Below are 25,323 nucleotides of genomic sequence, written 5' to 3' on the forward strand. Positions count from 1 at the left end.
CCTGCTGATCCCGTCAGATCACCAGATCGTGCTGCCCATGGGTGGCCACAATGCTCCCGGCAAGCTCGGAGACTGGGCCGAAATGATCGGCCGCGTGATGTCCATGCAGCAATGCCTCGATTGCCTGCGTTCCCTCCGGCCCGTGGATTGCTGCAGCGTCGTCGCGATGACTGCCCGACGCTGGGTCATGGTCCACATGTCCGAGGTCGAAGCCATCCGAACCTGAGCTCTTCTCCTTGAAGTGGAACGAGTGTTCGAGCCGCGCACCGCCCGGCCCTGCACCAAACACCTCATCGGCAACAGAGACTGGCGCCAAATCGGTTGCGCCGTGCTTGGGCACCGCGTCGTCCTTACCTGCTTCGCCTGGGCAAGGATGGCCGCCGTGCTTGGCGAGGGCATGCCAATTCGCATCCACGCTCGCAACCGCTGGCCCATTCTCCTCCGATGCTTCCGAAACTCCCGGGGGCTCGCTGTTTGCGTCGCCATCGCTTGCATGGTCATGAGTCTCGGCGGCATGAATGGAGGCGGCGTTTGTCGGCAGCTCCTTATGGTCCTTGTCGTTCAACGCGTCGATGGAACTCGTTGCAGGATCAAACGTCCGGTCGTTGCCCTGTGGCCAGATCCAGCCGCCGCCGTCGGCCATCAGGCCATGCTCGATCAGTGCCGGCCCGGCTTTGTCGCTGCCGACGGTCGGCACAGCGAAGCCAGCAGGATTGCCCGTGCCATGCATCGCGGCCCCCTGACCGATCGTCGTGGCAGTGGTGCCGTCGTGCGCAGACGCCTGATCGAACACGAAGCTGCTCTCCGCTGACGCGGCAATCTGAACGAATGCGCCGTGGATCGGCGGCCCGCTCGCTGAAGTCGTTCTTGCCTCGACACTGGCGTGTTCGGTCGAACCGGTGTGAGCTTTGCCGAAGCTGATCGACCCGGCGTGGTCGGTCAAATCAATCTGACTTCCATCGATGCTAAAGCTGCGGACGACATCGGTTGGCGCCTCGGACGCGCTCGCTCCGGCGGGGAGCGCGCCGTCGGCAAGGTTCGAGCCGGACGCCAGGTCGGCCGAGGTGGCAATAGTGGCGGCCGGGGTCAGCAGATCGACCGCACTATCCGCCGCCATGATGGGTTCCGGCGCAGGCGTGGGAACGAAATCCGACGCCTGAATGGTCGCAATCCCCTGCAGATGCACCTCCAGCAGGCTGGAATCGCCGATGCTCAGGGCTTGATCCGTGGGGTTGACATACACAACGGTTTCATTCGCCGCGCTGTCGTAGAGCCAGCCGATGGTATGCGCCGGCACGGAAGTGCTGGTCGAAGTCAGCGCCAACAAGGCAAGTGCGCCGAGAGCCGTCAGATTGATCTTGTCGGACCCCGATCTGAAATCCGAGATGGTATCGAACCGAGCCGCATGGGAATCGGCCACCGACAGGTAGACGAAGCAGTCGTTTCCATTGCCGCCTGTGAGAGAGTCCGCTCCGAATCCGCCGACGATCGTATCGCATCCGTTGTTGCCGTTGATCGTGTCGTTTCCTGAGCCCCCGTAGATCGTATCGTCGCCGTCATTGCCTTTGATCGTATCGTTGCCGGAGCCCCCGTAGAGAGTGTCGGCGCAACCGGTGCCATTAACGGTGTCATTGCCGGCGCCCGCATAGACGATCTGGCCGCCATAGCCACCTCCCGCGATGTTGTCGTGTCCGGGCGTTCCATAGATATACGGCGGATCGCACCTGACGACTGATCCGGTGGCCAGATAGTCGAAATCGTTGGGGTCTGCGTCGCTGGCGCCTTTGATGGTGATCGTCACGACCTGCGCGGTGCCGTCTATGGTGGTCACCGTGAAGGTATCGGTCAGCTTATCGCAGGCGTCGAGCGCCTGCACCGTGCAGTTGTTGTTGTCGAGCGTGTAGGCCCACACGCCAGCCGCCGTCATCGTGAAGGTGCCATAGCCGCCATCGCTCTTCGTCGGCGAACAGACCGCCGTGAAGGTATTGGGCGTATTGTCAACGTCGGTATCGGCAAGCGCGCCGGTCGCGATTGGCGTGCCGGGCCCAGCCCCGCCATCCTCGATCACCGTGCCGGTCGTCGCGCCCGAAACGACGGCCGCGTCGTTGGTGCCGTTGATGGTGATCGTCACCACTTGTGCGGTGCCGTCGATGCTGGTCACCGTGAAGGTGTCGCTCAGGTGGTCGCAGACGTTGAGCGCCTGCACCGCGGCGTTGGTGTTGTCGAGCGTGTAGGTCCACACGCCGGCCGCTGTCATCGTAAAGGTGCCGTAGCCGCCATTGCTCGGCTTTGGCGAAATGACCGCCGTGAAAAGATCGGGCGGATTGTCGACGTCGGTGGCGGCGAGTTCGCCGGTCGCGGTCGGCACGCCCGGTCTGGCGTCGGCGACGCCCCCGGCCTCGATCACGCAGCCGGCGGTGGCGCCGGAAATGACGGCCGCGTCGTTGGTGCCGTTGATGGTGATCGTCACCATTTGTGCGGTGCCGTCCGCAGTGGTCACCGTGAAGGTGTCGGTCAGGTGGTCTCCGACATTGAGCGCCTGTACCGCGCTGTTGGAGTCGTTGAGCGTATAGGTCCACACACCGGCCGCGGTCATGGTGAAAGTGCCGTATCCGGCATGACTTGCCGTCGGCGACATGACCGCCGTGAAAGTGTCGGGCGCATTGTCGACGTCGCTGTCGGTGAGCTTGCCGGTCGTGGTCAGCGCCCCCGGCGCACCACTGCTCGCCTCGATCACTGTGCCGGCCTTCGCGCCGGAAATGATGGCGGCGTCATTGGTGCCGTCGATGGTGATCGTCACCACCTGAGCGGTGCCATCCACGGTGGTCACCGTGAATTTGTCGGTCAGGTGGTCGCCGACATTGAGCGCCTGCACCGCGCTGTTGGCCTCGTTGACCGTGTAGGTCCACACGCCTGCCGCCGTCACCGTGAAGGTGCCGTAGCCGCCGATGCTCGCCTTCGGCGAGTCGACCACGGTAAAGGTATTCGGCGGATTGTCGACGTCGACGTCAGTGAGCGTACCGGTCGCGGCAGGCATACCGAGCCCGGCACTGCCCGCCTCGATCACTGCGCCAGCCGTGGAGCCCGAAATGATGGCCGCGTCGTTGACGCCATTGATGGCAATTGAGAAGACCTGATTGGTTGAGAGTGTGCCGTCTGACACCGTGACAATGAAGGTCTCAGTCGTCGGCGAGGTCAGCGCATTGATCGCGGCGCTGTCCGGAACGAAGGTGTAGGCGCCCGTCGCGCTGTTGAGGTAGAGCCTGCCATAGGAACCGGCGCTCGATACATTGTATGTCACCCCTCCCAGCACCGTGCTGCCGGCGACTCCTCCACTGATGCCAAAGGTCAGTGCAGCGCCGTTGGAACTGTTGGCAGCGAAAGCTCCGCTCGTTGCAGCGAAGTGGTCAAACACCGAAGTATCGATTTCCGTCGGTCCCGTCGCGACGGTCAACACCGGCGCCGAACGCACGACAAACAGTTCAGGAACCACCATCGTGGGTAGCGGCTGCAGCGAATTATGGATCGGGAGAGTGTCGGTCTGAATAAAATCGATGCGCTGGACCGGCAGCACATTGAGCGTGGGAGGTGTGCTCGACCCGGTCGCTCCCTGTTCCTTCGCGAAGTTGGCGAGTACGTCCTGCTGGGCGGCATGCAACTCTTCCATTCGAGTCGCACTATTCGCGGTTTGGCTGACGCTGACCGAGGACCCTCTCTTGCTCAGGATGGTCGTCTCTCCGGGATCCTCGACAATGATGTGTCGCGGGATCGGCTCCTTGGTCACGAGCTCGAACACGCCGTGCTCGAGATCCTTGTATGCGATGCTGTCGTCATCGAAATATGTGGCGTCCGGCTCCGCGGCCTGGACTTCTTTCATGGCCGCGAAGGTCAAAGCCACGAGCGTCAGCGTGCCGATCCCGCCGGCATGAGCGCGGCCCCGAATGCTTCCAACTGGCGTATCAACGGTGAGGCAACCGGTTTTTGCCAGCCGTCCGGCAACGAAAGCGAAGGTCCCCCGGGTCACGCCAAACACGGCCGAATGCGAGGTGCCGCTGGAGTCGCAGATCAATTCGTTCAACACCAGACAGCTGCCGGGAGACAGGTTGAACACGGTGCCGTCGATGAACCGAATTCCGACCTGCGCGTCGGCCGCCGTCTCGATCACGTCTCCCTGATAAACAGGATCGCCAGCTATGAGTTGAACGGCAATGCCGGTTGCACGGCTGAGCGTGCAGCAACCGATCGCGGTCTGGACATGGCCTATGATCCGGGGAAGCTGGGCGACAACGGCCTTGGGGTCGCCGCCGGACTCGACGCAAGACGCAACGAACATCGCTTCGACCTCGCCTGCTCAGTACTTTCAGGCCGAGCGTGGTGCCGAACTTTTTTTCTTGCTCTGGCTTTGCCTACGCCATGAAGTCAAAATATTCCACGCGTCGGCAACCCTAGGCTAGCCCGCCGCAACATCCTGATCCAAATTTAATCAAATATATCCGTAACATCGGACGCATTCAATACATGAATTAACTTGCCCGGCGCCAGATTTAAATCGCTCTTTCCTGGAGCACGACGTCTCCTTCTCTGGAGCACTACAATTGCGGCCCACCTTAAGACGCAACGTTTTGGTGGCATTGGGCCAGATCCGGGATTAATATGACAAAAATTTAAAACGAGGTGGCCAGTCATGGCCGCCCTGACATTGTACGTACTTGCATGATTATGGCGACCCGGCTGACCATTGAAGTCAGCGACTGTCGCGCGGCAAAAAAGATCTTCTCGGGAAGGGGATCATGCGCACGCATACGATTATCGCGTCGGTGGCGAGTTTGGTTCTGGCGCTGACCAGCCTTTTGGTTGATGCAGCCCACGCGCAGATCACCCCGCCTGCGCCCGCCGTTCAGGATCTCGCATCTGCAAAACCCATCGGAACGGTTGTAACTACAACCGGTTCGGTAACGATCGAGCACGCGGGTGCGATGGTCATTCAGGCAAATGTCTCCGGGCAAGTCGTCCAAACGAAGGTTGGTGATATCGTTTACCTCGGCGATGTGGTGAAGACCGGAGCCGACGGCCGGGTGGGGATCAACTTCGCCGATGGCAGCTCGTTCAAGCTGTCGAGCAACGCCCGTATGGCATTGGACGAATTCGTGTACGACCCGAATGGGAAGGCCAACTCGACCTTGTTCAATCTGACCAACGGAACACTTACGTTTGTTGCCGGCAATATCGCGAAGACCGGCGACATGAAGGTCGATACCCCAGTCGCAACGATGGGTATTCGGGGCACGACTCCACATGTCGAAGTTTCGGACGACGGGACAGTGAAGTTTTCAACCCTTATCGAAGAGGGCAAGAACAAGGTTACGAAAAAGTCCGGCCCATCGACGGCGCAGCAATCCGAACAGAAAGCCAATCGCAAGTCCAACTTGAATATCTGCCGGGGGTGCTAGGCCGATTTTTTAGTTCCGCGGAAAATCGACGACTGCAGATTCCGCAATTTCCAAAGTCGGGAAGCCTGATATGGACGCCGGTACAAGGAGAGGCATCATTGACGGCGCGGCGTGCATGCTGATCCTGCTGTTGCTCGGTTCACCCGCGGCGGCGCAGGATGCAAAGAAGAGCAACTATCTGACCGATATTGCGTTGTGCAACGGCACGGATCACGCGCCGCCTGAAGCACGGGTCAATGGTTGCACGGCGCTCATCGCTTCCGGTCACGGCAAGACGGCGGCCTTGGCGATCGCCTATAACAATCGTGGCAACGCCTATGCGGCAAAGGGAGACTACGACCGCGCCATCCAGGATTTCGATCAATCGATCAACCTCAATCCAACTTACGTCAAGGCGTTCAATAATCGCGGCGTGGCTTACCTGAAGAAAGGTGAATACGACCTCGCCATCAAGGCTCTCGATGGCGCAATCCAGCTCAACCCCAGCTACGGCAGCGCCTTCGCAAACCGCGCCAGAGCCTATCTGAAAAAGCACGAGTACGATCGCGCGGCGCGGGACTATGACGAGGCAATTCGTCTTGAGCCCAATCTGGAAGCGGTGTGGAGCGGACGCTGTTGGACGCAGGCGATCCTCGGCGCGCTGGAGGCGGCACTGGGGGACTGCAACAAGGCGCTTCAATTGGCCTCGAACAACGCCGCAACGTATGACTCGCGCGGGCTGATCTATCTCAAAATGGGCAAATTCGATGCGGCTATCGACGACTACAGCTCTGCGCTGCAGCTCGACCCGAAGCTGGCAAGCGCACTCTATGGACGCGGGCTTGCCAGGCTGAGGACGGGTGACAAAGCGGGCAGCGGCGCCGATATTGCCTTGGCAAAGACGATCCAGGTCAAGATCGGCAACGACTTCACGCGCTATGGGGTGCAGTAGGTACCAGCTCAACCCGCCGCGCGGGCCTGCGGCGCGGGAAACTGCCCCAGCGCCTTCTCGGTCAGCACCGAGTCGCAATATTCCCTGATCTCCTTGATCTTGCCGTCCTCGAGCCGGAACACCAGGCAATAGTCATTGTCGTAGCGAACGCCGTCCCTGGTGACATTGTCGCCCTTGGCTTCAATGACGACATGGTCGCCGTCGGCGATGAAGCGATGGGCGACGGTACGCGCCCGTTCCTGCAATAGCGAACGAACGTGGCCGTGCAGGTCGTTGAGGATCGATTGCTTGCCAGTGAACGTGCGCGACCAGGAATACTGTCCGGTCACCGTCCATGTTGCATCCTCGGCGAGGCTCGCGGCGAACAGCGCGCGGTCGCGAGCCGCGGGATCAGGATTTCCGGCGGCGGCAAAGATCTGCTGCATCAGTTTCTTGTTGTCGGCTGCGCTCATGGCGACGTCTCCAGTGGGTTGCTGAGTACGCCTCCTTGTGCCGCGGCAGAGATCATTCTTCAAATCGATATCCGATATGATATCTATTCACCTGATGAATTTGAATTCGCTTGACCTCAATCTCCTAATTGCGCTCGACGCGCTGCTGCGCGACGCCAGCGTCAGCCGCGCCGCGATGCGGCTTCATTTGTCGCAGCCGGCCACAAGCCACGCGCTGCAGCGCCTGCGCGATCTGATCGGCGATCCGCTCCTGGTGCGGAGCGGCGCGCGCATGGAATTGACGCCGCGGGCGCAGGCGTTGCGCACGCCGCTGGCGCAGGCGCTCGACCAGGTGCGCGCGCTGTTCGTTCCCGACGCGTTCGATGCTATCAGCAGCGACCGGCATTTCCGGCTGATGATGCCGGATCTCGCGGTCGAGCTCTTGATGCCGCCGTTGATGGAGAAGATCACACAGATCGCGCCGCATGTAACGATCGACGTGGTGCCGTGGCGGGGGCCCGCGATCTTCACCGCCGAATTCGCGCGCACCATCGATCTCGTGATCTCGATCGGCGACGCCTTCAAGGGCTTTCACCGCCAGCGCCTCTATATCGACAGCGACGCGCTCGCGGTGCGCCGCGGCCATCCCGTGGGCGCGAGGTTGAAGAGGCGCGAAACATTCCTCGCGGCAAGACATGTCGCCGTCGTGATCCGCGGCCAGAACGAGGATCTGATCGATAGCTGGCTGCGCGCCAAGGGCATCGAGCGCCGCATCGCCCTCGTCGTGCCTGGCTACATCGAGGCGCTGCATGTCACAGCCCGCACCGACCTCGTCGCCTTCGTGCCGCGCCGCCTGATCGCGGCGCTCGCCAGGCAATTGTCCCTGCTGACCGTGACGCCGCCGCTCGATCCCGGGATCGACGAGCAGTACATGTTCTATCCCACCCGCGCCCAAATGGACCCCGGCTCGATCTGGCTCCGCCAATTGATGCTGGAGACCGGACGAGAGTTGGACAAGCGAAAAATGTAGGATGGGTAGAGCGAAGCGAAACCCATCATTCGCACGGCTTGCTCGATCGCGATGGGTTTCGCTGCGCTCTACCCATCCTACGGCATAAGCCTCGCCGTTGCCGCAAACCGCTCACGCCTCCGCTTCGAGCACCTTCTTCACCGCGGGACGCGCGGCCACGCGGTTGCGGTGATCGACCACCTTGGGCAGCGTGGCGAGATCGACGCCGTCGCCCTCCAGCCACTGTGCCATCGTAAAGAGATAGATGTCGCAGATCGAGAAGGCCTCGCCCATCACCCACGGGCCTTTCAGCATGTCGCGCTCGACCAGCGCAAAGCTGGCGCCGACCGTTTTCGGGATCATGCGCTTCATGTCGGCAAAGGAGGATTCCTCCGTAGCCCACCGATAGCCGCGCATCTTGTGGGCATGCGCGACGTGCAACGTGGAGCAGAGATAGCTGTTGAACGCCTGCGCTTGCGCGAACGCAAAGACGTCATCGAGCGGCGCGAGCTTCGCCTTCGGAAAGCTTTGTGCGATGAAGGCGAGCACTGCGGGCGTCTCGGTGAGGACGCCATGATCGGTGATCAGCGCCGGCACCCGTCCCTTCGGGTTGACCTTGAGATATTCGGCGCTGTTCTGCTGGTTGGCCTTGAAGTCGACCCGTTCGATCGTATAGGCCGCGCCGGCCTCTTCGAGCGCGATGTGCGAGGCGAGCGCGCAGGTGGCGGGGGCATAATAAAGCTTGAGCATGTTCCATCCCTCATTCAGAGGGACGGGACGTTAGCGGCGCCCTGTTGCCCCGTCCATCCCCGCGCTGATTGACGCGCTCAGCGAACGGCCTTTGCCGTCTCCACCAGGCGTGCGCTCGTCGATGCCGTCGCAAGCAAGGCGCCGTCTTCCGCCATCAGCCTGCCCTCGACGAAGGCGACGGTCTTGCCGAGCTGGGTGACCCTGGCCTCGCCGATGATCGGTCCAGGCTTTGCGGGCGCCAGGAAATTCACCGATATCGCGATCGTGGCGGTGTAGAGCTTGCCGTCGGTCATGACGAACACCGCCGGGCCCATGGTGTCGTCGAGCATCGCCGACAGCATGCCGCCCTGGATGAAGCCGGCCGGGTTGCAGAACTCCGGCTTGCCCTCGAAGCCGATCCGGATCCAGCCTTCATCCGGGCGCGCGTCGAGCAGGTGCCAGCCGAGCAGCTTGGCGCAGGGCGGCGTAACGAGACGGTCAAGCGCGGTCGCGATCATGGGAGCCTCCGTTGAGGCTCCTGCCTAACGCAAGGCTACTGCCAACGTGCTGTCAGCACTCTCACATGCCGAGCCCATGCGCGACCACCTTGCGCATCACGTTCGGGAACGCTTCATCCGCAAGGGTGGCGACCGGCACCCAGCGCATCCCCTCTGGCGCACGCGTGCGCGGTGGAACGGTCGCGGTATAGACCGCAAGCTCGAGCGGAAAATGCGTGAAGACGTGGGTGACGACGCCCGCCTTGCGGTGCCAGCGCGCAACGCCCTTCAGCGACGGCGCCTGTTCAAGCGCGGCCGCATCGTCCTGCCCGGCCAGCCATTCGGAGGTCGGCACCTCCGTCATGCCGCCGAGCAGGCCCTTCTCAGGCCGGGTGCGGACCAGGAGCTCATCGCCGCGGGTGACGACAAAGGCCGCGCCCGAGCGCAGTGCACCACTCTTCTTCGGCGCCTTGCGCGGAAAACTCTCCTGATCGCCACGGGCGCGCGCCGCACAGTCGTCGTTGAGTGGGCACAGCGCGCAGGCCGGCTTCTTCGGCGTGCAGATCGAGGCGCCCAGATCCATCAGCGCCTGCGCGCTATCGCCGGCGCGAGACTTCTCGTCGCCCGCGCGAGACGTCTCGTCGCCGGCGCGAGCGGGGCCGAGCAAGGTGCTCGCCAACTGCTGGATCAGCGGCTTGGCCTGCGGCAACGCCTCCTCGACTGCGAACAGCCGCGACACCACACGCTCGATATTGCCATCGACCGGCATGGTGCGGCGGTCGAAGGCGATCGCTGCGATCGCGGCGGCCGTATACGGCCCGATCCCCGGCAGCGTGCGAAGCCCCTCCTCGCTATCAGGAAAGATGCCGCCATGGTCGCGCAGCACCGCAACCGCACAAGCGTGCAGGTTGCGAGCGCGGGAATAGTAGCCGAGCCCGGCCCACATCCGCAGCACGTCGTCCAGCGAGGCGCGCGCCAGCGCCGCGACATCGGGCCATCGCGATACGAACTTCTCGAAGTAGGGCCCGACGGCCTTGACGGTCGTCTGCTGCAGCATGATCTCCGACAGCCACACCCGGTACGGATCGGCCCGCTCGCCGGCAGGCGCCCGCCACGGCAGCCGGCGGCGATGCCGGTCATACCAGGCAAGCAGCAGCGTGGGCCGCACGGCGCCATCCTGAGCGACGTCGTCCGACTTTCTTTTCCTGATCAAGTTCAAGGGAGACACAATATTCGGATCAACGATCAATTGCGGATATGTTTCGTCTGGGATGAAGGAGGACCTGCGCATGTCGAAATCGTCGACTACCACAGCTAAGAGCAGCCTGCTTCATAACCCGCATCCGGGCGAGATCCTGCTGGAGGAATTCCTTAGACCCATGGGCCTTAGCCAGAACGCCCTTGCGCGTGCCGTCCATGTCGCGCCCCGACGGATCAACGAGATCGTGCTTGGAAAGCGCGATGTTACCGCCGACACCGACCTTCGGCTTGCCCGCTATTTCGGCTTGTCCGAAGGATTTTTCCTCGGCCTGCAGATGGATTACGACCTGATGCAGCGGCGACGGGAGATCGACCGCGACCTGAAGGCGATCCGTCCGCGTGCGGCATGACGGCAGCGTGACACCGATGTTATAAAGCCCCATGTCAAAGCCCGGCCCGATCAGCGCAAAGCCGCTTTCTATCCTGCTCAACGACGTCTTCTCGGACGCCTATGCCAAGCAGGGATTCGCCGCGCGCGAACTGGTGACGCGGTGGGCGGAGATCGCTGGCCCCGAAATCGCGCGGTATTCGGAGCCGATCAGGATGCAATGGCCGCGGCCGGTGGAGGGGCAGCCGCAGGAGCCGGCAACGCTGGTGCTCCGGGTCGAGGGGCCGATGGCGCTGGAGATTCAGCATTCCTCCGACCGCATCCTGGAGCGGGTCAACCGCTTCTTCGGCTGGCACGCGGTCGGCCGGCTGGCGTTGCGGCAGGCTCCGTTATCGCGGCGGGAACGCGCGGCACGGCCGCGGCCGCCGGACGCCAGAGCGGTGGCGGCGGTCGAAAAAACCCTGTCCGCCGTGGAGGACGAGGCGCTGCGCGCCGCGCTCGCGCGATTGGGGGCCGCGATCAAGCGAAATTGAGACTTTTTTGCGCGGCGGGCCTTGGAGCGCAGCATTGCCACAATCACCATTTCAAGCTAGCGAAAGCTCGCTTTTTTAGACCTCTTTTTGGGCGTGCATGCGCCAATTCGGGAGCCGATCTTGATCATCACGCGCCGCGCCTTCACCGCCGCTCTGTCACTGACTGGTCTTGCCGCCCTGATCGGTCTCTCGCCGCTGCGCCTGATTTCGGAGGCGATGGCGCAGACCGCCGCCGATGTCGCCAAGCCGCAATCGCTGCCTGACATGGCGCTCGGCCCGCAGAACGCCCCGGTGACCATCACCGAGTACGCCTCCATGACCTGCCCGCACTGTGCGAACTTCAACGAGACGGTGTTCCCGAAGATCAAGTCGGAATACATCGACACCGGCAAGATCCGCTACGTGTTCCGCGAATTCCCGCTCGACATCAAGGCCGCCGCCGGGTCGATGCTGGCGCGCTGCATCGCCAAGGACGACGCGCCGAAATATTTCGCGGTCATCGACCTGTTGTTCCGCCAGCAGAACGACTGGGTGATGAAGAACACCACGGAGACGCTGACGCGAATCGGCAAGCAGGCCGGCCTCAGCCAGCAGCAGGTGGAGGAATGCCTGAAGGACCAGGCGCTGCTCGACAAGATCGCCGCCGACCAGAAATACGCCAATGACGTGTTGAAGGTGAATTCGACGCCGACCTTCTTCATCAACGGTGAGATGCTGAAGGGCGAAACCTCGTTCGACGAATTCAGCAAGCGCATCAATTCGTTGTTGAAAAGCTGATTCGTCCACAGCTATTCGTTGGCGCGCGCTAAACCGAGCAAAAGCCTTGGGAAAAGCCTGAGGCGGCGGTTGCCGGTGCGCCCCGGCCTCGCCATTGTCACGGCCACGAGAGCCGCAGCGAGCGGACCGCCTAGATACCGACATTGCCATCCATGGTATTGTCACGGCAGGGAGATTCGCGCCCGGCCAACAGAGATTTGTGTTCATGAAGCTCACGCGCCTACGCCTCCACGGTTTCAAGTCGTTCGTTGAACCCACCGACTTCATGATCGAGCCCGGCCTCACCGGCGTGGTCGGGCCGAACGGCTGCGGCAAGTCCAATCTGGTGGAAGCGCTGCGCTGGGCGATGGGCGAAACCTCGCACAAGTCGCTGCGCGCCGCCGACATGGACGCGGTGATCTTCGCCGGTTCCGGCAATCGCCCCGCGCGCAACCACGCCGAAGTCGTGATGACGATCGACAATTCCGATCGCACCGCGCCGGCTGCGGTCAATGACAGCCAGCTCCTGGAAATCTCCCGCCGCATCGAGCGCGAGGCGGGTTCCGTCTATCGCATCAACGGCCGCGACGTGCGTGCGCGCGACGTGCAGCTCCTGTTCGCCGATGCCGCGACCGGCGCGCGGTCGCCGGCGCTGGTGCACCAGGGCAAGATCGGCGAGATCATCCAGGCCAAGCCGGAACAGCGCCGCCGCGTGCTGGAAGATGCTGCCGGCGTCGCCGGCCTGCATGCGCGCCGCCATGAAGCGGAACTGCGGCTGAAGGCGGCCGAAACCAACCTCACCCGCGTCGAGGACGTGATTGGCCAGCTCTCCGGCCAGATGGACGGCCTGAAGAAGCAGGCGCGGCAGGCGATTCGCTACCGCGAGGTCGCATCGAAGGTCCGCAAGTCCGAGGCGATGCTGTTCCATCTGCGCTGGATCGAGGCTCATGCAGACGTCAACGACGCCGCCCAGACGCATGATCTCGCCGTTCGCGAGGCAGCCGAGCGCACCCGCGAGCAGGCGGAATCCGCCCGCATCCAGGCGATCCGCGCCGCCGAACTGCCGGCGCTGCGCGAGGCGGAAGCTCGCGCCGCGGCAGGCCTGCAGCGGCTCAACAATGCGCGCGAGATGCTCGACCGCGAGGAGCAGCGTGCCAAGGAGCGCGTTTCCGAGCTCGACCGGCGGCTGGCACAATTCGTCGCCGACATCGCGCGCGAGCAGCAGCAAACGGCTGACGCCGATGTCGCGCTACAGCGGCTCGACACCGAGGACGCCGAGCTGAAGGAAGAGATCAAGTCGCGGGTCGAGCAGCGTTCCGGCGTCGACGAGCGCGTCGCGGAAGCGGAAGCCGTGCTCGCCGAAACCGAACGCCGGTTCACCGAGCTGACCACAGAGCTCGCCGACCTCGCCGCCAAGCGCAACCAGCTCGAAGCAGGCGTGCGCACCCATCGCGACCGGCTCGCCCGGCTCGACCAGGAGATCGCCAACGTCCAGGCCGAGGACGAGCGGCTCGCGCAGGAGACCGGCGCACTGGGCGACATCGATCTGCTCGCGGCCGCGGTCGAGACCGCGCAGCAGACGCTGGCCGAAGCCGAAGCCACCGTGCAGGCGAGCGAAACCGGTCACGTCGTGGCCCGGCAGACGCTGGAAGCCTCCCGCAGTCCGCTGACGGAAGCGGAAAAGCGCGTGCAACGGCTGGAGACCGAGGCGCGCACCATCTCCAAGATCGTCAATGGCGAGACCAAGAATCTATGGCCGCCGATCATCGACGGCATCACGGTCGCCAAGGGCTATGAGAAGGCGATAGGCGCCGCGCTCGGCGACGATCTCGATGCACCCGTCGATCCCTCGGCACCGATGCGCTGGACCAACGTCCCGGCCGGCGAGGATCCGGCGCTGCCCGAAGGCGTCGATTGCCTCGCCAACCATGTGCAGGCGCCGTCGGAATTGGCGCGCCGCCTCGCCCAGATCGGCGTCGTTGCTAAGGAGCGCGGCGCGGAGCTGGTCTCGCAATTGAAGACCGGCCAGCGGCTGGTGTCGCTCGAGGGCGATGTCTGGCGTTGGGACGGCTTTGTCACCGCCGCCCACGCCCCGACCGGCGCGGCGCGGCGCCTGGCCGAGCGTGCCCGCCTCGTCGACATCGAGCATGAGCTCGAGCAGGCGCGCGCTGAGGTGATCGCAAAACGGCAGGCGCTGGAAAATGCGGAAGCCGAATTGCGCGCCGCCTCTGCCGCCGAGACCGCCGCGCGCGAGGCGGGACGTGCCGCGCGCCGCGAAACCGATGCCGCGCGCGAGCGTCATGCCGCAGCCGAGCGCGAGATCAACCGCCACGCCGCACGCAAGTCGGCGCTGACGGAAGCGCAGAATCGCCTTGCCGCCGACCGTGCCGAAGCCGAGGCCGCGCACGAGAACGCCGATGCGGCGCTCGCCGAATTGCCGCCGAGCGTCGAGGCTGAAACCCAGCTCGCCGCCGTGCGCGCCGAGATCGAGAACCAGCGCCGCGTGGCCGCCCAGGTGCGCGCCGAAGCGCAGGCGCTCGCCCGCGAAGCCGAGCTGGCCGACCGCCGCGTGCAGGCGATCCTCGCCGAGCGCAACGAGTGGCAGAACCGCAAGGCAAGCGGAGCCTCCCAGATCGGAACGATCGAGGCCCGCATCACCGAGGTCACCGCCGAGCGTGAGGAACTCGCCAATGCGCCGGAGGTGTTTGCGGAGAAACGCAGCGCGCTGATCAGCGAGATCGAGTACGCCGAGAATGATCGCCGCGCCGCCGCCGACGCGCTCGCCGCTGCCGAATCCGCGATGGCGGAGACCGACCGCGCCGCCAAGGCTTCACTGGAAGCACTCTCCAGCGCTCGCGAAGCGACGGCGCGTGCCGAGGAGCGGATGGAAGGAACGCGACGTCGGCTTGCCGACATCGAGCGCGAAATCCATGACATGCTCGAGGTCGAACCGCAGGCCGTGGCCGGCCTTGCCGAGATCGAGCCGGGTGCCGAACTGCCGCCGGTCGGCCAGATCGAGGAAGAGCTCGAAAAAATGCGCCGCGATCGCGAGCGCCTCGGCGCTGTCAATCTGCGCGCCGAGGAAGAGCTGCGCGAGGTGGAGACCCAGCACACTGCGCTCACCACCGAGCGCGACGACCTGGTGGAGGCGATCAAGCGCCTGCGCCAAGGTATCCAGAGCCTCAACCGCGAGGCGCGCGAGCGGCTTCTCACCTCCTTCGAGACTGTCAACAACCACTTCAAGCGCTTGTTCGTCGAGCTGTTCGGCGGCGGCGAGGCCGCGCTGCATTTGATCGAGAACGACGATCCGCTCGAGGCCGGCCTCGAGATCATCGCGAAACCGCCGGGCAAGAAACCGCAATCGCTGTCGCTGCTCTCGGGCGGCGAGCAGGCGCTGACCGCGCTGGCGCTGATCTTCGCGGTGTTCCTGACCAATCCCTCGCCGATCTGCGTGCTGGACGAGGTCGACGCGCCGCTGGACGATCACAACGTGGAGCGCTTCTGCAACCTGTTGCACGAGATGACGGCTTCGACCGAAACGCGCTTCATCACCATCACCCACAATCCGATCACCATGGCGCGGATGAACCGGCTGTTCGGCGTCACCATGGCCGAGCGCGGCGTCTCACAACTGGTCTCGGTCGACCTCGAAGGCGCAGTCGACATCCTGGATCAGCACGTGGCGTAGGCTTCGCTCTGCCCATTGACGTCATCATCCGCGAAGGCGGATGATCCAGTAAGCGGCGCTGTTCGTGAAACTCGCATCCGCCTCGGCGTACTGGATGCCCCGCCTGCGCGGAGCATGACAGAGAATAGATGATCTCGCCCGACCTTCCCGTCGAACTCAAAGCGGCACTCGACGCGAAGCTGCAGGGGTTCTCGCGCAACGAGGCGGCAAGCCGCGCCGCCGCGATCTCGCGGACCTATCGCGACGGCGGCGGCTCGGGCACGATCAAATCAGAAACCGATGCGCTTGCCTATGTGCTGGCGCGGATGCCCGCGACCTACGCCGCCATCGTCGCAAGCCTCAATGCGTTCGTCGAGATCAGGCCGGATTTCGCGCCGTCGTCGCTGCTCGATATCGGCGCCGGACCGGGCACCGCGAGTTGGGCGGCGGCGCAAACCTTCCCGTCGCTGCAACGGTTCGTCCTGCTTGACGCCAACGCCACGTTGCGCGCGCTGGCGCTTGAGCTCGCCGGCACGCGGCTGCGCGACGCGCGCTATGAGCTTGGGCCGGCGCGGAAGCTGCTCGCCGATGCCGAGCCGGCGGACCTCGTCGTCGCGAGCTACATGGTCGGCGAGATCGACGAGGCCGAGCGAACCGCGCTCGCCGGGCTGATGTGGGAGAAGACGGGCGAGGTGCTTGTGATCGTCGAACCCGGCACGCCCGCGGGCTATGCGCGAATCATCGCGCTGCGGGCGCAACTGATCGCGGCCGGCGCACATGTTGTGGCGCCCTGCCCGCATGACGAAGAATGTCCACTTGAGGCGCCGGACTGGTGCCATTTCAGCCAGCGGCTCTCACGCTCGCGCGCGCACATGCAGGTGAAGGGTGCGGAAGTGCCGTTCGAGGACGAACGGTTTGCCTATGTCGCGCTGACGCGAACTCCGGCGCCGAACCGCCCCTCCCGTGTGCTGGCCCAGCCGGTGGTCGGCAAGGCGGACGTGACCGCAAAGCTCTGTACCCCGGAAGGCCTTTCGATCGCAAAGATCCCCCGTCGCGCCAAGGCCGACTACGCCCGCGCCCGGCGTTGGCGATGGGGCGATGCTGTGACAGGCGCTTGAACTAATTCCCTGCCCGGTCCGACCAACGCATGCCTGCCGCCGGGCAGGCTGACGCGCGCCGCCATTTTCGTCTAGGCTCGACGCGCAATCCCATCAGGAGTTTTTCCATGTCGACCGGCTGGATCCTTCTCGGCGTCATCGTCGTCCTCGTGCTGTTTGCGTTTTCCGCCTACAACCGGTTGGTGGCGCTGAGCCAGCGCGTCAACCAAGCCTTTGCCGACATCGACGTCCAGCTCAAGCAGCGCCACGACCTGGTGCCGAACCTGGTCGAGACCGTGAAGGGCTATGCGGCGCACGAGCGCGGCACGCTGGACGACGTGATCAAGGCGCGCAACTCCGCGATATCGGCGCAGGGACCGGCGCAGGTCTCCGCCGCCGAGAACCAGCTCAGCGGCGCACTCGGCCGGCTGATCGCGCTGTCGGAAGCCTATCCGGACCTGAAGGCCAACGCCAATTTCCAGCAGCTTGCCAGCGAGCTTTCCGACCTCGAGAACAAGATCGCGGCCAGCCGCCGCTTCTTCAACAACGCGGTCCAGGAATACAACACCGGCATCCAGCAGATGCCGGCCGCTCTGTTTGCCGGCATGTTCGGCTTCACGCGGAAGGACTTCTTCGACCTCGGCGCCAGCCGCACCGAAGTCGAGACCGCGCCTAGCGTGAAGTTCTAAAGGCCTCACGCCTCCGGCGAGCAGCAGCGCATCATGGCCGCCTACGGACTCTACACCCATATCGCATCGAACAAGCTCCGTTCGACGCTCCTGCTCGCCGGGCTGTTCGTCCTGATCTACGTGCTGGTCTATGCCGGCGCGCTGGTCGCGGAAGTCATAATCGATAGCGGCCGCTCGGCCGACGATTACCTGATGCGGGCGCTGCGCGACCTGATCTCGGCTTTCCCCTATGCCACGGTCGGCGCGGCGCTCTGGATCGTGATCGCCTATTTCTTCCACCAGAACATGATCGACGCCGTCACCGGCGGCGAGAGCGTGACGCGGCAGCAACAGCCGCGGCTCTATAATCTCCTGGAGAATCTCTGCATCTCGCGCGGCATCCCGATGCCGAAGCTGAAGATCATGGACAGCCCCGCACTGAACGCCTTTGCGAGCGGGCTGAACCAGCGCCAATATGCCGTCACGGTCACCACGGGCCTGTTGCGGGCGCTGAACGACCAGGAAATCGAGGCCGTGCTCGGCCACGAACTCACCCATATCCGCAACGGCGACGTGCAGCTGATGGTGATCGCGGTCATCATCGCCGGCGCGGTCGGCTTCTTCGGCGAACTCTTCTTCCGGATGTTCACCAACCTGTCGTGGAACTCCACCGGCGACTGGTCGTCCTCCCCTTCGTCGTCATCGTCCTCCTCCTCGTCTTCGTCCGATCGCAAGGGCTCGGGCGGCGGCGCAATCATCGTGATCATCATCGCCATCGTCCTGATCGTGCTGGCCTGGCTGTTATCGCAGGTCGTGAAGCTGGCGCTGTCGCGGTCGCGCGAGTACCTGGCCGATGCCGGATCGGTCGAATTGACCAAGAATCCCGATGCCATGATCTCGGCCCTGCGCAAGATCGAAAATCGCGGCGAACTGCCGGGCGCGACGTCGGCGGTGATGGAACTGTGCGTCGACAACCCGCGCCAGGGCTTCGCCGACCTGTTTGCGACCCATCCGTCAGTACAATCCAGGGTGGATGCATTGGTGAAGTTCGCCGGCGGCCACGATCCCGGGCCGATCGCCCTGCCGGAGGATCCCGCAGCCAGGGCCGGAGAAGGCACACAGGAACCGTCGGCGCAAGGCGGACCTCCGCCTGGTCTTTCACGCGGTCCTTGGAGCGACCCAGCCGAGCCGGGCCCGTCGCAGCAACCGCCGGCTCAGGGTCCCTGGGGCCCACATTTTTGATTGTGGCCCTCACGCCTTCAACTCATTAAGAAAATCCCTACCAAACGCGTCGCTTGGCGTACAAGGAATTGAATTCTCCCTTGTTTCTGCCATGTTCGCGCCCAAAGCAGGAATGGGGACTTTCCGATCGCGCCCTCGCGGTCGGGGGCGCGGTCGTAAGGGATTTCCATGGCAAAGCCAGTCGTGATTGTGGTGGGCGCGGACAAGGGCGGGGTCGGCAAGACGACCGTGTCTCGGACGCTTCTGGATTATTTCAACGCGAACAACGTCGGGACTCGGGCCTTCGACACCGAATCCCCGCGGGGAACGCTGAAGCGCTTCCATCCTGAGATCACCGAGATCGTCGATATGACGACGACCGCGGACCAGATGAAGATCTTCGATACCCTGAATTCCGGCCCGATGGTCACCGTGATCGACGTCCGCGCCGGTCTCTTGTCACCGGCGCTCGCCGCGCTGCGCGACATCGGCTTCCTGGATGCGGCCCGGTCCGGCCAAATTACCTTCGCGGTGTTCCATATCCTCGGCCCCTCGATCGCCTCGCTGGACGAGATCGCCGAAACCGCCAATTTCATGAGCGGCGCGAAATACTTCCTGGTGAAGAACTTCATCAACGACACCCAGTTCTTCCAATGGGACCAGTCGACCTACAATTCCTATTTCCACCGCATCAAGGATGCCACCGACCTGACCATCCCGAAGCTGAACGAGATGGCCTATGAGCAGGTTGAGGTCGCTTCCGTTCCGTTCCTGAAATTCGTCGCCAACAAGGGCCCGCATGACGAGGCGGCGAACTATTCTTTCGTGCTCCGCGGCTATGTCCGGCACTGGCTCGCCAATGTCTGGAGCGAGTTCGACCGCATCAAGCTGACCGACCTGGTCGGCGCCAAATCGGTGACGCGCGGCAGCGAAAAATAGTCGCGCCCCCTGGGCATGCGGGGCTGGATTAGGCACGAAAATCGCCTGATATAGCAGGCGATGTCAGCCACGCCCATCTACATCGTCTGCTCGTCTCGCCCCCAGGTCGGCAAGACCCTGGTCGCGCGGCTGCTGAGCGAATTTCTGCTGCTGAAGAACGGCGACGTGCTTTCCTTTGACATCAATCTGAAGGAACCGTCGCTGCTCGACTATCTGCCCAAGACGACCGAGACGGCAGATGTCATCGACACCTATGGCAAGATGCAGCTGATGGATCGGCTGATCATCAATGACGGGGTCGCGAAGGTGATCGACCTCGGCTTTCATGCTTTCGACGAATTCTTCAAGATGATCGACGAAATCGGCTTCATGAAGGAAGCGCTGCGCCGCCACGTCGCGCCGGTCATCCTGTTCGTCGCCGATACCGATCGGGCCACCGCACGCAGCTACGAGATGCTGCGCCGGCAAATTCCGCCGCGGGCACTGATCACCATCGACAACGAGTTCGTGGTGCGCGGCGAGCTGCCCGCGGTCATGAGCCAGGGCCAGGTGCTCCGCCTCAGCGCATTGCCGGTGTTCCTGAAGACCTATATCGACCGGCTGAACTTCTCCTTCACCGGCTATCTCAGGCACGAGAAGGACTCTTCCACCGAGTTGCATCAGTGGATCCGACGCAATTACACGATCTTCCGCGATCTCGAATTGAGCGTGATGCTGCAGCGGTCGTAGGTGTGCTCCCTCGCCCCGCTCTTGCGGGGAGAGGGTTGGGGTGAGGGGCTGCTTCCACGAATTCGATGGACGAGAGTATGCGGCGCGTCCCCTCACCCGGCGCTGCGCGCCGACCTCTCCCCGCAAGAGCGGGGTGAGGTGACTTCTAATGCCCCTCGAAGGCCATCAGCGTGCGGACGGGGACGTCCATCGCACGCAGCTTGGCGGCGCCGCCGAGGTCGGGCAGGTCGACAATGAAGCAGGCGGCGACGACGTTGGCACCGATCTGGCGCAAGAGCTTGACCGCACCCTCGGCGGTGCCGCCGGTGGCGATGAGATCATCGACCAGGATCACGCGCTCGCCGGGATGCACGGCGTCGGCGTGCATCTCCATCTCGTCGAGGCCGTATTCCAGCGAATAGGCGATCCTCACCGTGGTGTGCGGCAGCTTGCCCTTCTTGCGGATCGGCACGAAACCGGCGGAGACCTGGTGCGCCACCGCACCGCCGAGGATGAAGCCGCGCGCCTCGATGCCGGCGACCTTGTCGATCTTCGAGCCGGCCCAGGGATGCACCAATTCATCCACCGCGCGGCGGAAGGCGCGGGCGTCCGCGAGCAGCGTGGTGATGTCGCGGAACAGGACGCCGGGCTTCGGATAGTCCGGAATGGTGCGAATGGCGGCCTTCAGGTCGAGGTCAAACGTCATTGCGGTCTCGCTTTCGTCCTTACGCCCTGGTGTCTAGCCGGAACGCATTTTCCACGATGCGCAGGCCGACTTCGCCGCCGAGCGACATCAGCGATTCCGGGTGGAACTGCACGCCGCCGACCGGCAAGGTCTTGTGCTCGATCGCCATCGCGACGCCATCCTCCGTGGTCGCCGTCACCGACAATACATCAGGCACGCTCTGGCGCTCGACATAAAGCGAATGGTAGCGGCCGATCACGATCTCGTTCGGCAAATTTTGCATTAACCGCCCGCCACGCACCTGGATGCGCGAGGGGCGGCCATGGGCGGGCTGGCCGAGCTGGCCGAGCTGCCCGCCGAAATATTCGCCAATCGCCTGCACGCCCAGACACACGCCGAAGATCGGCAGCTTCTTCTCGATCGCGGTGCCGATGGTCTTCGAGATCCCGAAATCCTCCGGCCGCCCCGGCCCGGGCGAGAGCACCAGCAGGTCCCAGCCCTTCCGCTTCAGCATCTCCTGGGCATGGATATGCCGGACCACGGTGACGGCGGCGCCGACCTGGCGGAAATAATCCGCCAGCATGTGCACGAAGCTGTCGTCGTGGTCGATCAGGAGCACCTTCTTGCCGGAGCCGGTGGCATCGGGGGCAATGGATGAGAGCCGCTTCGGCGGATCGCCGCGCAAAGCCTGGAACAGGGCTGCGGCCTTCACCTGGCATTCGCGGTCTTCGGCGGCCGGATCCGAGTCGAAGAGACAGGTGGCGCCGACGCGGACCTCCGCGAGCCCGTCCTTCATGCGGATGGTGCGAATGGTGAGTCCCGTATTGATGCTGCCGTCGAAATTCACGCAGCCGATGGCGCCGGCATACCAGCGCCGCGGCGAGCGCTCGTGGTCTTCGACGAACTGCATCGCCCACAATTTCGGCGCGCCCGTCACCGTCACCGCCCAGGCATGGGTGAGAAAGGCATCGAGCGCGTCGAAGCCGGGCCGCAGCATGCCCTCGACGTGATCGACGGTATGGAACAGTTTCGAGTAGGTCTCGATCTGCCGGCGCGCCAGCACCTTGATGGTGCCGGGTACGCAGATGCGCGCCTTGTCGTTGCGATCGACGTCGGTGCACATGTTGAGTTCGAACTCGTCCTTCTCCGAGTTCAGGAGCTGGCGGATCTGCTCGGCATCGCCGATCGCATCGCTGCCGCGGGCGATCGTGCCTGAGATCGGACAGGTCTCGACGCGCCGGCCGTCAGAGCGGACGAACATTTCTGGCGAAGCCGACACCAGGAATTCGCCTTCGCCCAGATTCATCAGCGCGCCATAGGGCGACGGGTTGATGCGGCACAACCGCTGAAACACTTCGGCCGGAGAACGCTCGCAGGACTCGGCGAAGAGCTGGCCGGGCACAGCCTCGAACAGGTCGCCGCGGGCAAAGGCGGCACGCGCGACCTCCACGGTCGCCTGGTATTCGCCAGGCGCGTGATCTGCAAATCCCTGCCGATCCGTCTTGACGTAGCGGCTCTCGACGGTCTCGCGCGGCAGGCTTTCGGTCGACTTGCCGTTCCAGGCGAAATCGTAAGCCAGCACCACGCCGCGGCCAGTGGCGCGGTCATAGGCGAGCAGCCGGTCGGGCACGTACAGCACGATGTCGCGCTGGTCGGCCTCGCGCGGCCGCTTCTGCACGAGGTCCTCGATCTGGAACACGAGATCATAGGCGAAGGCGCCGAACAGGCCGAGCAGCGGATCGGCATTGGACGAGAAGGCCGCTACGAGATCGCGCACCAGCGACATCACGCTGGCGCGCCGGGTGCGCTGGTCTTCTTCGACCGGCGCTTCGCCGCGGATGATGTGGCCCGCAAGGCGTGCCGCGCTCTTTTCGGTGATGACGACGCAGGGCTCACGCAGGACGTCAGCGAGGAAGGCGATCAGCACTTCGCCACGCTTGTTCAGCGCGACCAGCGAGAAGTTCGCGCCTGATGTCTCCAGCACGAGCGGCGGATCGGAGAAGCCGAGATCGAAGCTCTCGTAGCGCCCAGGCACGGTGGTGCCCGACGACAGCACGACGCCGCGGCGGCGGTCGAGCAGATCGATCAGGTCGTCGAGCCGGCCGGCATTGCCCGTAAACTGTTCGACCACGCGGGTGACCGCGAGCCCGCCACTGGTGCGGTACTCGCTTTTCGCCGGCAGGGAGAAGACTGTCCTGTTCATGTGTTCCTCTTACGAGACTTAACGAGGGAGCGCCACACAGGACAACCGAAGGGACCGTCGCACTGCGATGGCGACCTTCGACAACATTTTGAATGAAATCGCACCGGCCGCCTATGAGAAGGTGGGCCACCAAAGACTGGATGGTCGGACAACGGTGCTCATAGCTCGCTAAACACCACCCGGCGGGAGCGATGTCAAGGGACGGGCAAGGCCGCCGGCCTGCCCAAAAATCGATCTTGGGGGTTTGAAGGCCGGCGAATTCGCGTAAGTTTGATCCCAAGAAGGGCGGACCAGCCGCCCCGGTGGACAACAGTGGAGGCGCAAATGGGGCTATCAGGTCTCGGATATGCCGGGTTCGGCGCGGCCGAACTCGACGACTGGCGGGAATTCGGCACCACCCTCGTCGGCCTGCAGGCGGTCGAGCGTGGCAACTCCCTGCTCACCTTCCGGATGGACGACCGCAAACAACGCATCGTGATCGATCGCACCGCTCCGGAAGGATCGCGCTTCTTCGGCTGGGAGGTGGCGGACGCGGCGGCACTGGATCAGCTCGCCGCCCGGCTCGAGCAAGCCGGCGTCGCGGTGACGGCGGAGCCGCAAGCGCTCGCCGACGCCAGGCATGTGCGCGGCCTGATCTCCTTCCACGATCCCGAAGGCAACCGGCTGGAAGTGTTTTACGGCGCGGAGATCGATGCCGCACCGTTCAAGCCGGGCCGCACGATCTCGGGCTTTCGCACCGGCCCACTCGGGCTCGGGCATGCCGTGCTGACGGTACAGCACATCGATCCGATGATGGCGTTCTATGTCGATGTGCTCGGCTTCGGGCTTTCGGACTACATATTGAAACCGTTTCGCGCCTATTTCTTCCACGTCAACCCGCGCCATCACAGCCTGGCACTGATTGAGACCGGGAAGAGCGGCATGCATCACCTGATGGTCGAGATGTTCTCGCTCGACGATGTCGGGCAGGCCTACGACGTCGCGCTCAGCCAGCCCGACCGCATCGGCACCTCGCTCGGCCGCCACACCAACGACTTCATGACCTCGTTCTACGCCAGGACGCCGTCATCCTTCATGATCGAATGCGGCTGGGGTGGCCGCGAGATCGATCCGGCAACGTGGGAGCCATACGAGATGCAGGACGGCCCGAGCCTGTGGGGTCACGAGCGGGTGTGGCTGCCGGCCAAGGACCGCGAACTCGCCCGCGAGATGCGAATGCATGCCGCCGCCCAAGGCCGCCGCGCACCGGTGCAAGTGATGCAAGGCAATTTCAAACTGATGTCGGGCACCTGTCCGTGGTGGGACGGGGTGAAGAACGAACCAACGACATAGCGACTTCGAGATCGCGGCGCGATCGCTGCTGCACCGTCGTCCCGGCCTTGAGCCGGGACCATAACCAAAGGCTGCAGTGATTTGGCGAGATATATGCCCACGTGCCCGTTACGACGGCCGCAGAGTATGAGTCCCCGCTTTCGCGGGGACGACACCTGTGGTGATGGCGGCCTGGTTCAGCCTAGATGCTTCTTGAAGAACTCCGTCGCCCTTCCCCATGCGAGCTCGGCAGCCTGGCGGTCGTGCACCGACATGCGCTGCTCGTTGACGAAGGCGTGCTCGGCGTCATAGCGGAATAGCTCGAGCGATTTGCCGGCCGCCTTCATGCCCTTCTCGAAGGCGTCGACCACCTGCGGTGTGCACCAATCGTCCTTGTTGGCGAAATGCGCCTGCAGCGGGATCTTCACATCGGCCGGCTTTGCCGCCTGCTCCGGCGGGATGCCGTAGAACACGACACCGGCCGTCAGCTCCGGAATCTTGGTCGCGCCGATGATGGTCACCGCGCCGCCGAGGCAGAAGCCGGTGAGGCCAACCTTGGCGCCGTTCCGGGCCAAGTATTGCGCGGCGCCCCGCACGGTCTGCGTGGTGGCGTCCATGAAGTCGAGCGAGTTCATCTCGCGACCCGCGGCATCGGTGTCGTGATAGGGCATCACGGTACCCTTGTAGAGATCAGGCGCCAGCGCATCGAAGCCGGCCCGCGCGAAGCGGTCGCACATGCCCTTGATCTGGTCCTGCAGGCCCCACCATTCCTGGATCACGATCACGCCCGGTGCATCGCCGCGCGCCGCGTTGGCGAGATAACCGCCTGCGTCCTTTCCGTCCGGACGCTTGAAGGTGATGGTGGTGCCCATGAATTCCTCCGGAATGCTTCTGAGGGGG

General features: G+C 64.0%; 21 protein-coding genes and 1 pseudogene. 14 read left to right on the plus strand and 8 right to left on the minus strand.

Translation table 11 applies throughout. The features are described 5' to 3' along the window. Positions 1-13 precede the first annotated feature (13 nt). The gene (locus K288_RS46095; protein ID WP_064737339.1) at positions 14-4,333 is read right to left on the minus strand and encodes a VCBS domain-containing protein; all 4,320 of its coding nucleotides are present in this window, start codon (positions 4,331-4,333) and stop codon (positions 14-16) included. 457 nt (positions 4,334-4,790) lie between these two features. Between K288_RS46095 and K288_RS0120665 the strand changes: the two genes are divergently transcribed. Continuing rightward, entirely contained in the window at positions 4,791-5,450 is a 660-nt protein-coding gene (locus tag K288_RS0120665) for a FecR domain-containing protein (RefSeq protein ID WP_027581272.1), read from the plus strand. A 115-nt stretch (positions 5,451-5,565) separates the two neighbouring features. After that, positions 5,566-6,381: a tetratricopeptide repeat protein gene (locus K288_RS0120670; protein WP_244443190.1), complete on the plus strand. Its 816-nt coding sequence runs from the start codon at positions 5,566-5,568 to the stop codon at positions 6,379-6,381. An 8-nt stretch (positions 6,382-6,389) separates the two neighbouring features. Here the strand turns inward: K288_RS0120670 and K288_RS0120675 are convergent, their stop codons facing one another. Then, complete coding sequence (locus K288_RS0120675; protein WP_027581274.1) at positions 6,390-6,833, minus strand: nuclear transport factor 2 family protein; 444 nt, start codon at positions 6,831-6,833, stop codon at positions 6,390-6,392. Positions 6,834-6,927: 94 nt separating this feature from the next. Here K288_RS0120675 and K288_RS0120680 point away from each other — a divergent pair, with 94 nt between their 5' ends. Beyond that, on the plus strand, positions 6,928-7,842 hold the full coding sequence (locus tag K288_RS0120680) for a LysR family transcriptional regulator (RefSeq protein WP_027581275.1): 915 nt from the start codon (positions 6,928-6,930) through the stop codon (positions 7,840-7,842). 111 nt (positions 7,843-7,953) lie between these two features. Here K288_RS0120680 and K288_RS0120685 read toward each other — a convergent pair whose 3' ends face one another. The 3 genes from K288_RS0120685 to mutY all read right to left on the minus strand — a co-directional run bounded on the left by K288_RS0120685 (position 7,954) and on the right by mutY (position 10,260). After that, positions 7,954-8,571, minus strand: coding sequence for a glutathione S-transferase N-terminal domain-containing protein (locus tag K288_RS0120685; protein ID WP_027581276.1), 618 nt, complete (start codon positions 8,569-8,571; stop codon positions 7,954-7,956). Between the two features lie 77 nt (positions 8,572-8,648). Next, a complete protein-coding gene (locus K288_RS0120690) occupies positions 8,649-9,068 on the minus strand; it encodes a PaaI family thioesterase (protein ID WP_027581277.1) in 420 nt (139 codons plus the stop codon). 61 nt (positions 9,069-9,129) lie between these two features. After that, the gene (mutY, locus tag K288_RS0120695) at positions 9,130-10,260 is read right to left on the minus strand and encodes an A/G-specific adenine glycosylase (RefSeq protein ID WP_244443191.1); all 1,131 of its coding nucleotides are present in this window, start codon (positions 10,258-10,260) and stop codon (positions 9,130-9,132) included. A 3-nt stretch (positions 10,261-10,263) separates the two neighbouring features. Here mutY and K288_RS54815 point away from each other — a divergent pair. The 10 genes and pseudogenes from K288_RS54815 to K288_RS0120740 all read left to right on the plus strand — a co-directional run. Further along, positions 10,264-10,365, plus strand: a pseudogene (locus K288_RS54815) (type II toxin-antitoxin system RelE/ParE family toxin); the annotation flags it as partial. After that, entirely contained in the window at positions 10,337-10,657 is a 321-nt protein-coding gene (locus K288_RS0120700) for a HigA family addiction module antitoxin (RefSeq protein ID WP_027581279.1), read from the plus strand. The pseudogene K288_RS54815 and the gene K288_RS0120700, both read left to right, overlap by 29 nt. A gap of 31 nt (positions 10,658-10,688) precedes the next feature. After that, the gene (locus K288_RS0120705; protein WP_027581280.1) at positions 10,689-11,168 is read left to right on the plus strand and encodes a DciA family protein; all 480 of its coding nucleotides are present in this window, start codon (positions 10,689-10,691) and stop codon (positions 11,166-11,168) included. A gap of 120 nt (positions 11,169-11,288) precedes the next feature. Beyond that, on the plus strand, positions 11,289-11,945 hold the full coding sequence (locus K288_RS0120710; RefSeq protein WP_027581281.1) for a DsbA family protein: 657 nt from the start codon (positions 11,289-11,291) through the stop codon (positions 11,943-11,945). A 205-nt stretch (positions 11,946-12,150) separates the two neighbouring features. Next, entirely contained in the window at positions 12,151-15,612 is a 3,462-nt protein-coding gene (gene smc / locus K288_RS0120715) for a chromosome segregation protein SMC (protein ID WP_027581282.1), read from the plus strand. A 128-nt stretch (positions 15,613-15,740) separates the two neighbouring features. After that, positions 15,741-16,709, plus strand: a complete 969-nt coding sequence (locus tag K288_RS0120720; RefSeq protein ID WP_027581283.1) for a small ribosomal subunit Rsm22 family protein — start codon at positions 15,741-15,743, stop codon at positions 16,707-16,709. A gap of 107 nt (positions 16,710-16,816) precedes the next feature. Continuing rightward, entirely contained in the window at positions 16,817-17,377 is a 561-nt protein-coding gene (locus K288_RS0120725) for a LemA family protein (protein ID WP_027581284.1), read from the plus strand. 33 nt (positions 17,378-17,410) lie between these two features. After that, the gene (locus K288_RS0120730) at positions 17,411-18,598 is read left to right on the plus strand and encodes a M48 family metalloprotease (protein ID WP_027581285.1); all 1,188 of its coding nucleotides are present in this window, start codon (positions 17,411-17,413) and stop codon (positions 18,596-18,598) included. Between the two features lie 168 nt (positions 18,599-18,766). Continuing rightward, a complete protein-coding gene (locus K288_RS0120735) occupies positions 18,767-19,516 on the plus strand; it encodes a hypothetical protein (RefSeq protein WP_027581286.1) in 750 nt (249 codons plus the stop codon). Between the two features lie 60 nt (positions 19,517-19,576). Beyond that, positions 19,577-20,245: a hypothetical protein gene (locus K288_RS0120740; protein ID WP_027581287.1), complete on the plus strand. Its 669-nt coding sequence runs from the start codon at positions 19,577-19,579 to the stop codon at positions 20,243-20,245. A 145-nt stretch (positions 20,246-20,390) separates the two neighbouring features. Here the strand turns inward: K288_RS0120740 and K288_RS0120745 are convergent, their stop codons facing one another. Both K288_RS0120745 and K288_RS0120750 read right to left on the minus strand, forming a co-directional pair. Then, the gene (locus K288_RS0120745) at positions 20,391-20,930 is read right to left on the minus strand and encodes an adenine phosphoribosyltransferase (protein WP_027581288.1); all 540 of its coding nucleotides are present in this window, start codon (positions 20,928-20,930) and stop codon (positions 20,391-20,393) included. A gap of 19 nt (positions 20,931-20,949) precedes the next feature. Then, the gene (locus K288_RS0120750; RefSeq protein WP_027581289.1) at positions 20,950-23,112 is read right to left on the minus strand and encodes an anthranilate synthase component I; all 2,163 of its coding nucleotides are present in this window, start codon (positions 23,110-23,112) and stop codon (positions 20,950-20,952) included. A 324-nt stretch (positions 23,113-23,436) separates the two neighbouring features. Between K288_RS0120750 and K288_RS0120755 the strand changes: the two genes are divergently transcribed. Beyond that, on the plus strand, positions 23,437-24,444 hold the full coding sequence (locus K288_RS0120755; RefSeq protein ID WP_027581290.1) for a VOC family protein: 1,008 nt from the start codon (positions 23,437-23,439) through the stop codon (positions 24,442-24,444). A 176-nt stretch (positions 24,445-24,620) separates the two neighbouring features. Here K288_RS0120755 and K288_RS0120760 read toward each other — a convergent pair whose 3' ends face one another. Then, the gene (locus tag K288_RS0120760; RefSeq protein ID WP_027581291.1) at positions 24,621-25,295 is read right to left on the minus strand and encodes a dienelactone hydrolase family protein; all 675 of its coding nucleotides are present in this window, start codon (positions 25,293-25,295) and stop codon (positions 24,621-24,623) included. Positions 25,296-25,323 lie beyond the last annotated feature (28 nt).

This window comes from Bradyrhizobium sp. Ai1a-2, from assembly GCF_000426245.1.
Taxonomy (GTDB): Bacteria; Pseudomonadota; Alphaproteobacteria; order Rhizobiales; family Xanthobacteraceae; genus Bradyrhizobium.

What these genes read in the sequence shown, in the direction of transcription:
- K288_RS0120740 (WP_027581287.1), top strand. Translation starts at nt 19,577, where the DNA reads ATGTCAGCCACGCCCATCTACATCGTCTGCTCGTCTCGCCCCCAGGTC.
- K288_RS0120670 (WP_244443190.1), top strand. Translation starts at nt 5,566, where the DNA reads ATGCTGATCCTGCTGTTGCTCGGTTCACCCGCGGCGGCGCAGGATGCA.
- K288_RS0120735 (WP_027581286.1), top strand. Translation starts at nt 18,767, where the DNA reads ATGGCAAAGCCAGTCGTGATTGTGGTGGGCGCGGACAAGGGCGGGGTC.
- K288_RS0120720 (WP_027581283.1), top strand. Translation starts at nt 15,741, where the DNA reads ATGATCTCGCCCGACCTTCCCGTCGAACTCAAAGCGGCACTCGACGCG.
- smc (WP_027581282.1), top strand. Translation starts at nt 12,151, where the DNA reads ATGAAGCTCACGCGCCTACGCCTCCACGGTTTCAAGTCGTTCGTTGAA.
- K288_RS0120690 (WP_027581277.1), bottom strand. Translation starts at nt 9,068, where the DNA reads ATGATCGCGACCGCGCTTGACCGTCTCGTTACGCCGCCCTGCGCCAAG.
- K288_RS0120730 (WP_027581285.1), top strand. Translation starts at nt 17,411, where the DNA reads ATGGCCGCCTACGGACTCTACACCCATATCGCATCGAACAAGCTCCGT.
- K288_RS0120700 (WP_027581279.1), top strand. Translation starts at nt 10,337, where the DNA reads ATGTCGAAATCGTCGACTACCACAGCTAAGAGCAGCCTGCTTCATAAC.
- K288_RS0120680 (WP_027581275.1), top strand. Translation starts at nt 6,928, where the DNA reads ATGAATTTGAATTCGCTTGACCTCAATCTCCTAATTGCGCTCGACGCG.
- K288_RS0120705 (WP_027581280.1), top strand. Translation starts at nt 10,689, where the DNA reads ATGTCAAAGCCCGGCCCGATCAGCGCAAAGCCGCTTTCTATCCTGCTC.
- K288_RS0120675 (WP_027581274.1), bottom strand. Translation starts at nt 6,833, where the DNA reads ATGAGCGCAGCCGACAACAAGAAACTGATGCAGCAGATCTTTGCCGCC.
- K288_RS0120750 (WP_027581289.1), bottom strand. Translation starts at nt 23,112, where the DNA reads ATGAACAGGACAGTCTTCTCCCTGCCGGCGAAAAGCGAGTACCGCACC.
- K288_RS0120665 (WP_027581272.1), top strand. Translation starts at nt 4,791, where the DNA reads ATGCGCACGCATACGATTATCGCGTCGGTGGCGAGTTTGGTTCTGGCG.
- K288_RS0120725 (WP_027581284.1), top strand. Translation starts at nt 16,817, where the DNA reads ATGTCGACCGGCTGGATCCTTCTCGGCGTCATCGTCGTCCTCGTGCTG.
- K288_RS0120685 (WP_027581276.1), bottom strand. Translation starts at nt 8,571, where the DNA reads ATGCTCAAGCTTTATTATGCCCCCGCCACCTGCGCGCTCGCCTCGCAC.
- K288_RS0120760 (WP_027581291.1), bottom strand. Translation starts at nt 25,295, where the DNA reads ATGGGCACCACCATCACCTTCAAGCGTCCGGACGGAAAGGACGCAGGC.
- K288_RS0120745 (WP_027581288.1), bottom strand. Translation starts at nt 20,930, where the DNA reads ATGACGTTTGACCTCGACCTGAAGGCCGCCATTCGCACCATTCCGGAC.
- K288_RS46095 (WP_064737339.1), bottom strand. Translation starts at nt 4,333, where the DNA reads ATGTTCGTTGCGTCTTGCGTCGAGTCCGGCGGCGACCCCAAGGCCGTT.
- K288_RS0120755 (WP_027581290.1), top strand. Translation starts at nt 23,437, where the DNA reads ATGGGGCTATCAGGTCTCGGATATGCCGGGTTCGGCGCGGCCGAACTC.